This window comes from Streptomyces sp. CB02366, assembly GCF_001905905.1.
In the GTDB taxonomy this organism is placed as follows: domain Bacteria; phylum Actinomycetota; class Actinomycetes; order Streptomycetales; family Streptomycetaceae; genus Streptomyces.
In genome coordinates this window covers 589,309-604,182 of sequence record NZ_LIVT01000001.1, presented here as the reverse complement: position 1 = coordinate 604,182, position 14,874 = coordinate 589,309, and the positions used below count along the sequence as shown (strand labels likewise).

Below are 14,874 nucleotides of genomic sequence, written 5' to 3'. Positions count from 1 at the left end.
TCACGGGGTGTTCTCCGGGGCGCCGGGTGCGGACGTGGGGCGTACGGGCGTGAAGGGAAGCTCGACCTCCACCCGGGTGCCCGCTCCGGGGGTGCTCGACAGCCGCAGCGTGCCGCCGAGGAGTTCGGTGAGGGTCCGGGCGTAGGGGAGTCCGAGCCCGGTGCCCCGGTGGGCCCGCTGGAGCGGTCCGCGTACCTGGTAGAACTCCTCGAAGACCTTGGGCAGTTCGTCCTCGGGGATGCCCACCCCGGTGTCCGTGACGGTGAAGGCCATCCATGGCGCGTCCACCCGGAACTCCAGTGAGACCTCGCCCTTCTCGGTGAACTTCAGGGCGTTGGACAGCAGATTGCGCAGGATGCGCGTCAGCAGGGCCTCGTCGGTCACGGCCACCGGCAGCGCCGAGGGCTCCGGCATCAGCAGGGCGACGTCGGACGCCCCCGTGTTCCGCATCACCGCGCCCAACTGGGCCAGCAGCGCCCGCAGATCGGTCGGCGCGGCGTTGATCTCCAACTGACCCGCCTCCGCCTTGGCCACGTCCAGCAGATCGCCGACCAGCGAGAGCAGGGACTGCCCGGAGGCGTCGATCAGCGAGAGCTGCCGCCGCTGTTCGTCGGTGAGCGGGGCGGAGCCCGGGGCCAGCAGCAGCCGGGTCAGCGCCACCACCGCGTTGACCGGGGTGCGCAGCTCATGGCTGATGTTGCGCCAGAACCGGGTCTTGGCCTCGCTGGTCTCGCGCAGCCGGGCCGACTTCTCCTCCAGCTCGGCGTGGAGGGCGACGACCCCGCTGTTCGTCTCCTCCAGCTCCTGCGACAGCTCGGTGTAGAGGGCGAGGACCCCGCGGTTGGTCTCCTCCAGCTCCTCGTTGAGCCGGCGCATCTCCTCGCGCTGGGCCCGGGTCTCCTCCAGGGCGGTGATCAGGTCGCGGGTCTGCTCCCGCAGATCGTCGGCGAGGGTCGGCGAGGTGTGGCGGCGCAGCGCGTCGACGATCCCGCGCCGGGCGTCCGTACTGTCCACCCAGCTCGTCGGCAGCGGGTGCTCGGCGACGATCCGCTCCCGCCCGCCGCCGGTCTCGTGGCGTACGCGGTGCAGGAGCCGGGAGGCCGGTTCGAGGTCGGGGGCCGCCTTCGCCGCACCGCCCGTCCACCCGAAGACGACGGCGAGGACGCGCTCCGGGCCCGGCGGCAGGGCGAAGGAGACGGTCAGCCCCCGGCAGCCCAACCGGTCGCGGCCCAGCTCGCTCAGCGCGGTGGCGATGCGCACCTGGTCCTGGCGGTCCATGCCGAGGGCCTTTGCCGCGCTCTGCCCGATCCGCCGCAGGGCGAAGACGTCCTGCGGCGTGGTCAGGTCGTACGCCGCGAGGACGGCCGGTTCCGGGGCCCCGAGGCTCACCAGTCCCCCTTGACGACTACGATGCCGGCGTCGTCGCGGCGGACCCCGGCCTCGCGCAGCAGCTGCCCGGCCATCACGGCCGGGGAGTGCCGGAGCAGTCCGGGCATGGCGTCGGCGTTCCACCGCTCGGTCAGCCCGTCGGAGTGCATGATCAGGGCGCCGCCGGGCTTCCACGGCAGCTCGAACGTCCGCAGGCTGCGCATCTGCGAGCCGACGATGCCCGGCGCCGACAGCAGGCCGTTGCGGGAGTCGGGGCCGAGGAGGACCCCGCTCACGTTGCCGATGCCGCAGTACAGGACGCGTCCCCGGGCCGGCTCGATCCTGGCCACCGCGACCGCTCCGCCGCGCGTACCGCGCAGCGCGCCGTGGATGTCCCGCAGCAGGGGCTCGGGGTGGCGGGCGGGGCTCCGGCGGAACGCCGTCACGGCGGCCTCGGCGGCGAGCGCGGCGAGGGGGCCGTGGCCCAGGCCGTCGCAGAGCATGACCAGGACGGCCGGCTCGGAGGAGGCCGAGGACCGGCCGGAGTCTGCGGAGGAACGCGTTCCGGGAGTGGAGGGGCCGCTGCCGAAGAGGCCGGGGGAGTGCGCCCCGTACGTACCACCGCGGCCGGCGCCGGAGGACGGGGAGCGGGGCGCTTCAGGGCCGCCCACGTCCAGGCGTACGGCCCAGGCGTCGCCGCAGCTCGTCTCCCCGCTGATGGGCCGGGTCAGACCGGAGGCGACCGAGGGCGCCCCGCCGGTGGGCTCGCCCCCGGCCTTGCGGGCCCAGAACTGCGCGGCCATGACGGTGCCCTTGCCCGGCAGGGAGTGGATGTCGAAGGCGTCGGCGAGCCGGGCGACCGCGCCCAGCCCGATGCCGAGGGTTCCGGCCGAGGAGACCCCGTCCGACAGGGCGGCCTCGACGTCGGCGATGCCGGGGCCGGTGTCCACGGTGACGAACTCGACGCCCGCCCGGTCCGGCGTCCGCAGGACGCGCAGCAGCAGCGCCCCGTCGCGTGCGTGCCGCTGGAGGTTGGTCGCGGCCTCGGTGACCGCCAGGGCGACCTCGGAGGACCGGTAGCCGTCCAGCCCGATCCGCCGGGCCAGGGTGGCGGCCGCGCCCCGGGCCGCCGAAGGCATCTCGGCGGCGTCCCGGAACCAGGCCACGTCCTCGCAGTCGATCACGACGGGCCCGTTCACGGCCCCGGCCCGGTCCGGCCCGGATGCGGCTTCGGCAGGGCGCTCCGCTCCGGTCGCGGTCCCGGCGTCGCGCTCCGGCCCGGAGGCCGGGCCCGGGCTGCGCTGCGACTCGGAAGCCGTGTCCGGATGGCGCTGCGGCTCGTTCATCGCGCCCACTTGACGATGGTGACCGTGGTGCCGCGGTCCACCTCGGTGTCCAGGAAGAACTCGTCGACCAGCCGACGCGCCCCGCTCAGCCCGAGGCCCAGGCCGCCGCCGGAGGTCCAGCCGTCGGTCAGGGCCAGATCGATGTCGGGGATACCGGGTCCGGAGTCCGCGAAGACCGCGGCGACCCCGCGCCGCCCGTGCCGCTCCACCAGACCGGCCCGCATCTCGCCGCCGCCGCCGTACACCAGGGTGTTGCGGGCGAGCTCGCTGGCGGCCGTGATGAATTTCGTCTGCTCCACCAGGGACAGCCCGCACTGCTGCGCCAAGGTGCGGACCTGCTGGCGGGACCGTACGACGTCGTCGTTCTGGGTGATCGGCTGCGTCTGCGGCGGGGCCTCCGGGGCCCAGGGGGCGGTCATGTCAGTTCCGCACCGGTCGCGGAGCGACGCAGCAGCGCGAGTCCCTTCTCCAGGTCGAGCGCCGTCCGTACACCGCCCAGGGAGAGGCCCAGCTCGACGAGGGTGATGGCCACGGCCGGACGCATGCCGACCACGATGGTCTCGGCGTCCAGCAGGCGCGAGATGGAGGCGATCGTGGCCAGCATGCGGCCGACGAAGGAGTCGACGATCTCGACCGCCGTGATGTCGATGACGACCCCGCGCGCCGACCGGGCGACGATCTGCTCCGCCAGGTCCTCCTGGAGGTCCAGGACCGTCTGGTCCTCCAGATCCACCTGGATCGAGACCAGCAGGATGTCGCCGATCCGCAGGACCGGTACGCGTTCGGTCATCGGCCGGCGTCCTGGCGGGAGACGAGGTCCACGCCGGACCGGCGCAGCGCGTGCTGGAGGGCGTCGGCGAGGGATCCCTTGGTCACGATGTCGCCGAACTCGATGCCCAGGGCCACGATGGTCTGCGCGATCTGCGGGCGGATGCCGGAGACCGTGCACTCCGCGCCCATCAGCCGCGCCGCCACGACCGTCTTGAGCAGGTGCTGGGCGACCTGGGTGTCGACGGCGGGAACCCCGGTGATGTCGATGATGGCCTGCTCGGAGCCGGTGTCCACCAGCGCCTGGAGCAGCTTCTCCATCACGACCTGGGTGCGCGCCGAGTCCAGGGTGCCCACCAGCGGCACGGCGATGACCCCGTCCCAGAGCTTGACCACGGGGGTCGACAGCTCCATCAGCTGGGACGCCTGCGAGCTGATGATCTCCTCGCGGGTACGGGTGTACGCCTCGATCGTGAGCAGCGCCAGATCGTCCAGGACCCGGGCCAGCCGCAGGTACGCGATGGTGTCCTCGGCGGAGCCGCCGCGCAGCGCGGGCTCCAGGGCCTGCTTCAGCGCCAGCACGCTGATCGCGGTCTCGCTGGGGGTGAAACCCTGCCGGGCCCGGTTGCGCGACAGCTCGGTCAGCAGCGCCCGCACCTCGGAGAAGCCGTCACCCCGGGTGTCCTCACCCCCCGCCCGCAGTGCGTCCACGAGCGCGCCGTACAGTTCACGCAGCTCGCGGTCGACCTCGGCCTTGCTGATGCGGCCCTGGAGCGATCTGCTGACGCCGTCGATCCATTCCGCGGCCACCCGCTCCTGGTCGGTGGAGAGCAGCTCCACCGCACCCTTCGGGTCATCCTGTTGTGCCACGTCCCGCCCCTTTACCTATAAAAAGTTATCGTCGGGCAACTTCGGGAAGCGTACGGCAAGGCCCCCGCCGCGCAGAGCGGGCAGGGGCCGGTGGCGGGTGTGACGGGTGTGACAGAAGGGGCGAGGCGGCTGCCGGGCGGCGCGTACGCGACCCGCGCGAGCGGCGCGTAAGCGACCAGTGCCGACGGTGCGTACGCCGCCCGCGCCCGGTTCAGTCCGCCGGCGGCTGGTGCGCGGCCTGGCGGGCGGCGAGCGATCCGTTGAAGCGGGTGAGCAGGGCGCAGAACGTGTTCCGCTCCTCCTCGGTCCAGCCGTCCGTCACCCGGGACATCAGCTCGCGCCGCGAGGCCCGCACCTCGTCGAGGCGGGCCTGGCCGCGCGGCGAGAGTTGGAGCACGACGGCCCGGCCGTCCTCCGGGTGCGAGGTGCGCTTGACCAGCCCGGTGTCGACGAGCGGCGCGACCTGCCGGGTCACCGTCGAGGAGTCGATGCCCATCCCGGCCGCCAGCGCCTTGACGCCCATCGGCCCTTCCCGGTCGAGCCGGTTCAGCAGCAGGTACGCGGCCCGGTCCATCGAGTTGCGCACCTGGCCGACCCCGCCGAGACGGGTCTGCTCGGCACGGCGGGCGAAGACCGCCACCTGGTGCTGGAGCGAGTCCAGCAGGCCCTCGGGGCCCGGGTGTTCGGGGACGGCGCCCCCGGAAGGAGACGCAGCAGTCGTCATGTCCTGTGGGGGCATGGCCGGGGGCTCTCTTCGTGCGGAGTCGGATGGGTGGGGGACAGAGTACGCGGCCCCGGGGCAACGCGTACCAGTGCCGCACAAACCTGCGGACATCGCCGCAGGCCGCCATGGAACCAGTCCGCCGTGCCCCCTCGGAGCTGCAAGACTTGCGGTATGGACTTCCGCGCGACCGCCCGCCACCCGGCCCTGATTCTCGACGACGTCAGGGGCGCGCAGAAAATGCTGTCCGGGGTGGCGCGGACGACCGCCCTGGAGGGCAGCCGCCACCTGACCGACCTGGTCGGCGCCCCGGTCCACCTCAAGTGCGAGAACCTCCAGCGCACCGGCTCCTTCAAACTGCGCGGCGCCTACGTCCGGATCTCCGGCCTCACCCCGGTGGAGCGGGCGGCCGGAGTCGTCGCCGCCAGCGCCGGGAACCACGCCCAGGGCGTCGCGCTCGCCTCCTCCCTCCTCGGGGTCCGCTCCACGGTCTTCATGCCGGTCGGAGCGCCCCTGCCCAAGGTCGCCGCGACCCGGGAGTACGGGGCCGAGGTGCGGCTGCGCGGCCAGGTCGTCGACGAGACCCTGGAAGCGGCCCAGCGGTACGCGGAGGAGACCGGCGCGGTCTTCATCCACCCCTTCGACCACCCCGACATCATCGCCGGCCAGGGCACCGTCGGACTGGAGATCCTGGAGCAGTGCCCCGAGGTCCGCACGATCGTCGTCGGCATCGGCGGCGGCGGGTTCGCCGCGGGCGTCGCCGTCGCGGTGAAGGCCCTGCGCCCCGACGTGCGGATCGTCGGCGTCCAGGCCGAGGGCGCCGCCTGCTACCCGCCCTCACTGGCCGCCGGACACCCCGTCGCGCTCGACTCCCCGGCCACGATGGCCGACGGCATCAAGGTGGGCCGCCCCGGAGACGTACCGTTCCCGCTGATCCAGGAGCTGGTCGACGAGGTCCGCACCGTCACCGAGGACGAGCTGTCCAGCGCGCTGCTGCTCTGCCTGGAGCGGGCCAAGCTGGTCGTCGAACCGGCCGGCGCCAGTCCGGTCGCCGCGCTGCTCAGCGACCCGAAGGCGTTCCGGGGGCCGGTGGTGGCGGTGCTGTCCGGCGGCAACGTCGACCCGCTGCTGATGCAGCGCATCCTGCGGCACGGCATGTCCGCCGCCGGCCGCCACCTGAGCCTGCGGCTGCGCCTCACCGACCGCCCGGGGGCGCTGGCCGCCCTGCTGGCCACGCTGACCGTGGCCGACGCCAACGTCCTCGACATCAGCCATGTGCGCACCGATCCGCGGCTGGGGCTGACCGAGGCGGAGGTCGACCTGCGGCTGGAGACGAAGGGCCCGCAGCACTGCGCGGACGTCGGGGCGGCCCTGCGCGAGGCCGGCTACCGGGTGATCAGCTGAGGCCCGCTTCGCGCCGATTGGCCGGATGCCGCCATTCACCGCGCGGTGCGGCCCCGCGAATCCTAGGATCGCCGGGTAGGCCCGTACGGGCGCCGGGTCCGTACGCGCGCGGTCATCCACGAGTGACGGGGGAGTCCCTCCATGCCAGGTGCGATCCACGCCGAGGGTCTGGTGAAGACCTTCGGCGACGTACGAGCCCTGGACGGCGTCGATCTCGATGTCCCCGAGGGCACCGTCCTCGGGCTGCTCGGCCCCAACGGGGCGGGCAAGACCACCGCCGTACGGGTGCTGACCACCCTGCTGCGCCCGGACAGCGGCACCGCCGTCGTGGCCGGGATCGACGTGCTGAAGAAGCCCAACGAGGTACGCCGCTCGATCGGGCTCTCCGGCCAGTTCGCCGCGGTCGACGAGTACCTGACCGGCCGCGAGAACCTCCAGATGGTCGGGCAGCTCTACCAGCTCGGCGCCCGGGACGCGAAGGCCCGTGCGGGCGTCCTGCTGGAGCGGTTCAACCTCGGCGACGCCGCCGACCGCCCCGCCAAGACGTACTCCGGAGGGATGCGCCGCCGCCTCGACCTCGCGGCGGCGCTGGTCGTCTCGCCCCCGGTGATGTTCATGGACGAGCCGACGACCGGACTTGACCCGCGCAACCGGCAGCAGCTCTGGGACGTGATCGAGGACCTGGTGGCGGGCGGGACGACCCTGCTGCTGACCACGCAGTACCTGGAGGAGGCCGACCGCCTCGCCAACGACATCTGCGTCATCGACCACGGCCGGGTCATCGCGCGCGGCACCTCCGACGAGCTGAAGGCCCGCACCGGCGGCGAGCGCGTCGAGGTCGTCGTGCACCGGGCGGAGGAGATCGAGCCCGCCCGCTCCGTGCTGACCGCCCTCGGCGAGGGCGAGGTCACCGTCGCCCGGCTCTCCCGCAAGCTGACCGCCCCGGTCAGCGGCGGGGCCAGACTGCTGGCCGAGATCATCCGCGACCTGGACGCCCGGGGCGTGGAGATCGACGACATCGCCCTGCGCAGGCCCACCCTCGACGACGTCTTCCTCTCCCTCACCGGCCACGCCGCCGAGATCCGGGAGAACGGGGACGCGGAGACCGGCGAAGCCGGAGCGGAACGCCCCCGAGGCGCCCGCGGCAAGGAGGAGAACCGGTGAGCGCCACCGCCAAGGACGCCCCCACATTGGTCCCCCGCCCCTCCGGGGGCCTCACGCAGTCGGTGAAGGACTCGCTGGTCGTCGCCAAGCGGAACCTGATCCGCATGACCCGCATCCCCGAGATGGTGATCTTCGGACTGATCCAGCCGATCATGTTCGTGGTGCTCTTCACCTACGTCTTCGGCGGCTCCATCTCCATCGGCGGCTCCACCGACCCGCAGCTGTACAAGGAGTTCCTGATGGCGGGCATCTTCGCCCAGACCGTCACCTTCGCCACGGCGGGCGCCGGCGCGGGCATCGCCGACGACATGCACAAGGGGCTCATCGACCGCTTCCGGTCACTGCCCATGGCCCGGGGCGCGGTCCTCACCGGACGGACGCTCGCCGACCTCGTCCAGACCACGCTGACCCTCGTCGTCCTGGCCGGGGTCGCCCTGCTCGTCGGCTGGCGCACCCACGAGAACATCGGCAAGGTGCTCTGCGGCTTCCTGCTGCTGCTCTTCCTCGGCTACGCCTTCTCCTGGATCGGGGCGCTGATCGGCCTCTCCGTGCGCACCCCGGAGGCGGCGACCTCCGGCGGGCTGATCTGGCTGTTCCCGCTGACGTTCATCTCGAACGCCTTCGTCCCGGTCACCGGCATGCCCGCGTTCCTCCAGCACGTCGCCGAGTGGAACCCGTTCAGCGCCACGGTGGCGGGGGCCCGCGAGCTGTTCGGCAACACCATGCCCGGCGTGCCGAAGTCCGTGACGGGGGCCTGGCCGATGGAGCACCCCGTCCTCGCCTCGTTCCTCTGGTCCGTGCTGATCATCGTGGTCTTCCGCACCCTCGCGGTCCGCAAGTACCGCTCGGCCGCCGCCTGAGAGCGCCGAGCCGCCGCCGTCCGCACACGGAACGACGCGGGAGCCCCGGCCTTCCCGAAGGCCGGGGCTCCCGCGTCGTCGTGGGCCGTGCGTCGTGCCGGGCCGGGGTCAGCCGGTGTAGGGCTTGGCCGCCAGGATCTTCACCGTGGCGGTCTTGCCGTTCGGCAGCTCGTAGTCCGCGTCGTCGCCCGTCCGCTTGCCGTTGACGCCGAGCCCGAGCGGGGACTGGGGGGAGTACGTCTCGATGTCCGCGCTGGCGTACTCGCGGGAGGCGAGCAGGAAGGTCAGCGTGTCGTCCTCGTCGCCGTCGAAGGCGATGGTGACGACCATGCCGGGCTCGACCACGCCGTCGTCGGCCGGCGCCTCGCCGACCTTCGCGTGCTCCAGGAGCTGGGTCAGCTGGCGCACCCGCAGCTCCATCTTGCCCTGCTCCTCCTTGGCGGCGTGGTACCCGCCGTTCTCCCGGAGGTCACCCTCCTCACGGGCCGCCGCGATCTTGACGGCGATCTCCGTGCGCGCAGGACCCGACAGGTACTCCAGCTCGGCCTTGAGCTGGTTGTACGCCTCCTGCGTGAGCCAGGTGACGTTCTCGCTGGTCTGGGTCACAGGTGCTCCTCGTCGGTACTGGGAATGCATCGGTACTGGGAATACAAAGGATCGCCCTACCCGGAAGCACCGCTTCCTCGGGTGGGCGAAACCACGAGCCTAACAATTCCGCAGGAAAAGGGGGAGAAGGTAAAACGTCACATGCCGAGGGCGGGTGCCGCGGCCCGTATCGCCGCAGGTCGCACGGGGGACGTCCGGGTCACCCCTGCGGGCCGTCGTCGGCCGTGCAGCCCATCGGCTCGACCGCCGTCGCCCGGGACCGGGTCACCACGGTCACGACCTCGTCGATCCGGTCCGCGGCCCGGTCGAACCGGACTTCCTTGCGGCCCACCTCGGCGCCGTCCTCGCTGAGCGCCCGCACCACGCAGTACCCGTGGCCGTCCCGGTCCTTGCGGACCTCCAGGTGGACGTCGGCCCGGGTGTCGGAGACGATCTTGAACTTGATCATCTCGCCGCTGATGCCCTGGCCGCCCACGTAGTCGAAGCCGATCCACCCGATCACGCCGAGCAGGACGACGCCCAGGACCGATCCGACGATCTTCAGCTTGCGGTCCGCACGCTGATCCTCGGTCCGGCCGTAACGCCCCTCGGGCGCGGCCTGGCGAACCGTCGTCATGATCGTTCCCTTCGGACCGGGCATCGAGGAATTTTCCGGCCCCTCGTTCAGTCACTATAGAAGCCGTCCGTCCGTCACCCGATCGCGCCCCACACCGGTACGGCACGGGCCGGGCCCCCTCCGACGGGGACCGTCGAGGGCCTCCGGCGCCTTCGGCGGCCCCCGGCGACCTTCGACCGGAGCGACACCAGCGACCAATGACTGAGGATCGAGCTTTGACTGAGCAGCTGCGACTGATGGCCGTTCACGCCCACCCCGACGACGAGTCGAGCAAGGGCGCGGCCACCATGGCCAAGTACGTGTCCGAGGGGGTGGACGTGCTGGTCGTGACCTGCACGGGAGGCGAGCGCGGCTCCATCCTCAACCCGAAGCTCCAGGGCGACGCGTACATCGAGAAGAACATCCACGAGGTGCGCAAGAAGGAGATGGACGAGGCCCGGGAGATCCTGGGCGTCCAGCAGGAGTGGCTCGGCTTCGTCGACTCGGGGCTGCCCGAGGGCGACCCGCTGCCGCCGCTGCCCGAGGGCTGCTTCGCCCTGGAGGACCCGGAGCACGCCGCGGGGCGCCTGGTGGCGAAGATCCGCGCGTTCCGGCCGCAGGTCGTCACCACGTACGACGAGAACGGCGGCTACCCGCACCCCGACCACATCATGACGCACACGATCTCGATGATCGCGTTCGACGGGGCGGCCGACGCGGAGCGCTTCCCCGAGGACGAGTTCGGGCCGGTCTGGACGCCGCAGAAGCTCTACTACAACCAGGGCTTCAACCGCCCGCGCACCGTCGCCCTGCACGAGGCGCTCCTGGCCCGGGGCCTGGAGTCCCCGTACGGGGAGTGGCTGGAGCGGTGGAAGGAGTTCGAGCGGGTCGAGCGCACCCTGACCACGTACATCCCCTGCGACGACTTCTTCGAGATCCGCGACAAGGCGCTGATCGCGCACGCCACGCAGATCGACCCCGAGGGCGGCTGGTTCCGGGTTCCGATGGACGTCCAGCGCGAGGTCTGGCCGACCGAGGAGTACGAGCTGGCGAAGTCTCTGGTCGATACCTCCCTCCCCGAGAGCGACCTCTTCGCGGGCATCCGCGACAATGCCTGATATGTACGCGACCCAGGCACTGACGCACCTCGTCCCGCTCGCCGCCGAAGAGCTCGACAAGAACAAGGTCACCCCCGGCGTCCTCGGCTTCCTCGTCTTCGCCGCGCTCGCCGTCGGCGTGTGGGCGCTGATGAAGTCGATGAACCGGCACATGGGCCGGGTGAACTTCGAGGAGGCCCCCGACCCGGACGCGGAGCCGGCCGGGACCGGCGCGGCGTCCTCCGCCGGGAACGGGAAGTAGGCGACACACCGGAGCACGCCGCCGGACGCCCGCCGCGCCCGGTGGGGCACGGCGGGCGGGCGCTCGCCCCGCTCCACGGGGGCGGGGCGCGTCCGCGCCCTGCTGGAGGGGCGGGGGCACGGGCCTGCCGGGCCGTTGCGGGCGTGGGCCGGTGACGCCGTACCACCGGTGCGGGCGGAGGCTTCGGTCCGCTGTGTCGTGCCGTGCCTTGCGGTGCCTTGCGTGCCCTGCCCCGCGGGCGCGGCGCGCGGTCCTGTGACGCCGTACGGAGGCGGGCGCGGGCGCGGATACGGGCGTGCGCCTGTGACGCCGTAGGGCGGCAGCCGCGGTTGCGGGCACGGGCCGTGCGCCCGTGACGCCGTGCGGAGGCGGGCAGGGTCCCCGCACGCTCCGCCACGGCCGCGCTCGCCCGCCCCCTGTCCCCCCGCTCACCCCCTCACGGCTGCGCCGACTCCAGCGGCACGCCCATGATCTGGCCGGCGCCCCGCGTCGGGGTCAGCCCGAGCCGCCACGCCTGCCAGCCGTCCTCCAGGTCCACCCCCCGCTCCAGGACCACCGCGAAGGCCGCCGCCGACTGCTCCACCTTCACGTCCCGTGCCGGGTGCCGGGCCTCGATCAGCTCGGCCAGCTCCTGCTGGGCGACCACCGTGCCCACCTCGCTGCCCCCGGGCGAGGCGTACGGCAGCAGCGTGCAGCGCAGGAACCGGGCCCAGTCGCCGCCCCGCGCGTCCCCGTACGAGGCGAACAGCCCCGCCGCCTCCCCGCACAGCTCCAGCGCCTGCGCCGCGCGCCCGTTGCCCGCGTCGATCAGCGCCAGCTCCACGCAGGCCCACGCCTCCCCGTACGGCACCTTGATCCGCCGGAAGTCCGCCCGCGCGTCCATCAGCAGCTGCCGGGCGAACCCCGAATTGCGCAGGTTGCCCGTCTGCGCGGCCCGCTGGTCCCGGGTCACCCGGCCCGAGTGGTGCCGGGCGCAGGCCAGCCCGTACACGTCCCGCATCCGGGAGAACATCGTGCGGGCCCGCTCCAGCTCGCGCACCGCCTGATCGGTCTCCCCGTCCTCCTCCAGCGCCTGGCCCAGGTAGAACAGGGTCCACGCCTCACCGCGCGCGTCCTCGTTCTCCCGGTGCCGCTCCAGCGCCTCCCGCAACCGCTCCAGCGCGGCCGCCGGGTCGCCGTCCACCAGCCGGGCACGCGCCAGCTGGGTGATCGCCCACGCCTCGCCCCGCCCGTCACGGGTCCGCCCGTACAGCTCCAGGGCGGTGCCCAGCGCCTCCTCGGCCAGGACGACCTCGCCCGTCCGCAGCCGCACCTGGCCCAGCTGGAACTGCGTCCACGCCTCACCGTGCAGCGACTCGCCCTCGCGGTGCAGCCGCAACGCGTCGGCCAGCAGCGCCAGCGCCCTCGGCAGGTCGCCCCGGTCCCGCTCCACGGCGGCCAGCGCGTGCAGGGTCCAGGCCCGGTCCTCCGCCTGCGCCTCGGAGGACTGGAGCGCCAGCGCCTCCCCGAGCCGGGCCGCCGCCTCGGTCAGATTGCCCTGGTGGTGCAGGGTGATCCCGAGCGAGCAGAGGGCCAGCGCCTCGCCCGCGTCGTTCTGCGCCTCGTGGTACAGCCCGACGACGGAGGAGAGCGTGGTGCGCGCCTTGTCCAGCTCGCCGAGCTGCCGGGCCGCGATCCCCGTACGCCACTGCACCGAACGCTCCAGCAGCCCCTGGTCCACGGCCTGCGTCAGCTCGCTGATCTCGCCGAGGCGGTACAGGTCGCCGCGCAGCAGGCAGTAGTCGCACAGCGCGCCCAGCAGATGCAGCACCGTCGCCTGGTCCACGCCCTCCGCGTGCCGCAGCGCCGCCGTGATGAAGCTCGACTCGTCGTCCAGCCACCGCAGCGCCGAGTCCAGCGACCCGAACCCGTGCGAGCCGAACTGCCCGGCGCGGGTGGACATCTTCCCGTCGACCATGCGGATCACGGCGTCGGCCAGCTCCGCGTAGTTCGTCAGCAGCCGCTCCTGCGCCGCCGTCCGCTCGGCCGCCTCCTCCTCGTCCAGCAGCCGGGCCAGCGCGAAGGCCCGTACCAGATCGTGCAGCCGGTAACGCGACCCTCGTACGCGGGTGAGCAGCCCGGCCCGCGCCAGCACGGTCAGCAGCCGCTCGGCCTCCTGCTCGTCCGCCGCCAGCAGCGAGGCGGCGGCCGCCGCGCCGAGACTGGCCCGGCCCGCCAGCGCGAGCCGCCGCAGCAATCGGCGCGCCTGGTCGCCCTGGTCGGTGTAGCGCAGCCACAACGCCCGCTCCACCGGCCCGTAAGCCCCCGGGGGCGGCGGCCCCGCCGGTCCCGCCGGCCCGGCCGTCCGGAGGTCTTCCGCCAGCGTGTGGCGGCTACGGGCCCCCAGCGCGGACCCGGCCACCCGCAGCGCCAGCGGCAGCCCGCCGCACAGCTCCACGACCGCCTCGGTGGACGGGCAGTCGTAGGGGCCGGTCTCCTGCTCCTCGGCGACCTCGCGCAGCAGCTCCTCCGCGCCCGCCGCGTCCAGCGGGCCGACCGGCAGGTGGTGCACCCAGGCCGACAGGTCCTCCGGCAGCTCCAGCGGCGTACGGGCGGTGACGATCACCAGGCTGTCCGAGCGCTCCGGCACCAGCACGCGCACCTGCTCGGCGTCGGTCGCGTCGTCGAGGACGACGGTGACCGGCGTTCCCGTGAGGTGCTGGTGGTACAGCTCACCGAGCCGCCGCACCTGCTGCTCCGCCGACGCCCCTTCCCGGAACAGCAGTTGCTCGCGCGGGGCGCCCAGCCGGTTCAGCAGGTGCAGCAGCGCGTCCCGGGTCGGCAGCGGGCTCTCGCCGGCCACCTGCCCGCGCAGATCCACCACGCACGCACCCCGGAACTGGTCCTTGAGCGTGTGCGCCGCCCGCACCGCCAGCGACGTGCGCCCCGACCCCGGCTCGCCGTGCAGGACGACGACGGTCGGACGGGTCCGCGTGGAGGCGCGGGCCGCGTGCACCCACTGGGCGATCTGCGCCAGCTCGGCCCGCCGCCCGGTGAAGGGGCCCTCCGGCTGCGGAAGATGGCCGAACGACTGCTCCAGGACCACCCGGGTGCGGGCCGCCGCGCTGCGGTCACCGCCGCGCAACTGACGTACGACGGAGGCGTTCTGCTTCTTCGGGGAGCGGGCCGCCGGAGCCAGCATCCGCTGCTGGTCCAGGTACGGACGGATGCCCCGCACCTCCAGGGCGGTCAGCCACTGGAGCCTCAACTGCTCGGCGCCGCCCGGCTGTCCGGCCGCCGCCGCGCGACGGTGGGCGGCGGGCCAGTGCGAGGCGGTCGCCTTCGCCACGGTCGTCGCCGTACCGGCCACCGCGACGGCCGCACCCGCACCGAACGCCAGACCGGTGGTCGCGCCGAGCGCCAGGTCGGCGCCGAACGCGGCAGCGGTGGCGACCCCCGTCACCAGCAGCGGTGTCCCGAGCGTCGCCCTGCTGAAGCGCTCCGCCGACGGGCGGCCGTCCGCCGCCGAGTCGAGCGCCTGCGTGTACGCGGCGTACTCCTCGGCCGCCGCCGCCGCGATGGTGTCGAGCGCCGCACGGGCCCGCGACAGCAGCGCACCGGTGTCGGTCCGCCCGCCGGTGCGCCGGGCCTCCTCCTCCACTGCGCGCACCAACAGCCTCTCGGCCTCCGCCCGATGGCTGTCCCGCATATGCGTCCCCCTCCGAGAGCGGCGCCCCGGACCTCGGTCTCCGGAGCGTCCGACGCCGAGCGTCGGATATCAGCGCCAAGTGTCCTGCCTGGCGTGCTCCGACGCGAGGGGCGCCGGGCAAAGGG

At 73.4% G+C, this 14,874-nt stretch carries 14 protein-coding genes; 5 read left to right on the top strand and 9 right to left on the bottom strand.

Features of this window, described 5'->3' with window-relative positions:
* From AMK24_RS02570 to AMK24_RS02545, 6 genes are all read right to left on the bottom strand, one after another.
* The gene (locus AMK24_RS02570) at positions 1-1,389 is read right to left on the bottom strand and encodes a sensor histidine kinase (RefSeq protein ID WP_073764525.1); all 1,389 of its coding nucleotides are present in this window, start codon (positions 1,387-1,389) and stop codon (positions 1-3) included.
* Positions 1,386-2,507: an ATP-binding SpoIIE family protein phosphatase gene (locus AMK24_RS02565; RefSeq protein WP_242434933.1), complete on the bottom strand. Its 1,122-nt coding sequence runs from the start codon at positions 2,505-2,507 to the stop codon at positions 1,386-1,388. The genes AMK24_RS02570 and AMK24_RS02565 overlap by 4 nt, the downstream gene beginning before the upstream one ends.
* Positions 2,508-2,710: 203 nt before the next feature.
* Positions 2,711-3,133, bottom strand: coding sequence for an ATP-binding protein (locus AMK24_RS02560; RefSeq protein WP_073764523.1), 423 nt, complete (start codon positions 3,131-3,133; stop codon positions 2,711-2,713).
* Positions 3,130-3,504 carry an STAS domain-containing protein gene (locus tag AMK24_RS02555; RefSeq protein WP_073764521.1) on the bottom strand — a complete coding sequence of 125 codons (375 nt, stop codon included), beginning with the start codon at positions 3,502-3,504 and terminating at the stop codon, positions 3,130-3,132. Before AMK24_RS02555 ends, AMK24_RS02560 begins: the two co-directional genes overlap by 4 nt.
* Positions 3,501-4,352: an STAS domain-containing protein gene (locus AMK24_RS02550; protein ID WP_073764519.1), complete on the bottom strand. Its 852-nt coding sequence runs from the start codon at positions 4,350-4,352 to the stop codon at positions 3,501-3,503. Before AMK24_RS02550 ends, AMK24_RS02555 begins: the two co-directional genes overlap by 4 nt.
* A gap of 211 nt (positions 4,353-4,563) precedes the next feature.
* Positions 4,564-5,091, bottom strand: a complete 528-nt coding sequence (locus AMK24_RS02545) for a MarR family winged helix-turn-helix transcriptional regulator (RefSeq protein WP_073764517.1) — start codon at positions 5,089-5,091, stop codon at positions 4,564-4,566.
* Positions 5,092-5,247: 156 nt separating this feature from the next.
* Between AMK24_RS02545 and ilvA the strand changes: the two genes are divergently transcribed.
* From ilvA to AMK24_RS02530, 3 genes are all read left to right on the top strand, one after another.
* Complete coding sequence (ilvA, locus tag AMK24_RS02540; RefSeq protein WP_073764515.1) at positions 5,248-6,477, top strand: threonine ammonia-lyase; 1,230 nt, start codon at positions 5,248-5,250, stop codon at positions 6,475-6,477.
* A gap of 141 nt (positions 6,478-6,618) precedes the next feature.
* Positions 6,619-7,641, top strand: a complete 1,023-nt coding sequence (locus tag AMK24_RS02535) for an ATP-binding cassette domain-containing protein (protein ID WP_073764513.1) — start codon at positions 6,619-6,621, stop codon at positions 7,639-7,641.
* Positions 7,638-8,501, top strand: coding sequence for an ABC transporter permease (locus AMK24_RS02530; protein ID WP_073764511.1), 864 nt, complete (start codon positions 7,638-7,640; stop codon positions 8,499-8,501). The genes AMK24_RS02535 and AMK24_RS02530 overlap by 4 nt, the downstream gene beginning before the upstream one ends.
* 108 nt (positions 8,502-8,609) lie before the next feature.
* Here the strand turns inward: AMK24_RS02530 and greA are convergent, their stop codons facing one another.
* Complete coding sequence (greA, locus tag AMK24_RS02525; RefSeq protein WP_030115193.1) at positions 8,610-9,107, bottom strand: transcription elongation factor GreA; 498 nt, start codon at positions 9,105-9,107, stop codon at positions 8,610-8,612.
* A gap of 199 nt (positions 9,108-9,306) precedes the next feature.
* Complete coding sequence (locus tag AMK24_RS02520) at positions 9,307-9,723, bottom strand: DUF4307 domain-containing protein (RefSeq protein ID WP_073765611.1); 417 nt, start codon at positions 9,721-9,723, stop codon at positions 9,307-9,309.
* A 215-nt stretch (positions 9,724-9,938) separates the two neighbouring features.
* On the opposite strand from AMK24_RS02520, the gene mca reads away from it, so the two are divergent.
* Together mca and AMK24_RS02510 are read left to right on the top strand one after the other, a co-directional pair.
* Positions 9,939-10,820: a mycothiol conjugate amidase Mca gene (gene mca / locus AMK24_RS02515; RefSeq protein ID WP_073764508.1), complete on the top strand. Its 882-nt coding sequence runs from the start codon at positions 9,939-9,941 to the stop codon at positions 10,818-10,820.
* A gap of 1 nt (position 10,821) precedes the next feature.
* Positions 10,822-11,061 carry a hypothetical protein gene (locus AMK24_RS02510; protein ID WP_073764507.1) on the top strand — a complete coding sequence of 80 codons (240 nt, stop codon included), beginning with the start codon at positions 10,822-10,824 and terminating at the stop codon, positions 11,059-11,061.
* A 436-nt stretch (positions 11,062-11,497) separates the two neighbouring features.
* Here AMK24_RS02510 and AMK24_RS02505 read toward each other — a convergent pair whose 3' ends face one another.
* Positions 11,498-14,749: a tetratricopeptide repeat protein gene (locus tag AMK24_RS02505; RefSeq protein WP_073764505.1), complete on the bottom strand. Its 3,252-nt coding sequence runs from the start codon at positions 14,747-14,749 to the stop codon at positions 11,498-11,500.
* Positions 14,750-14,874: the final 125 nt, after the last annotated feature.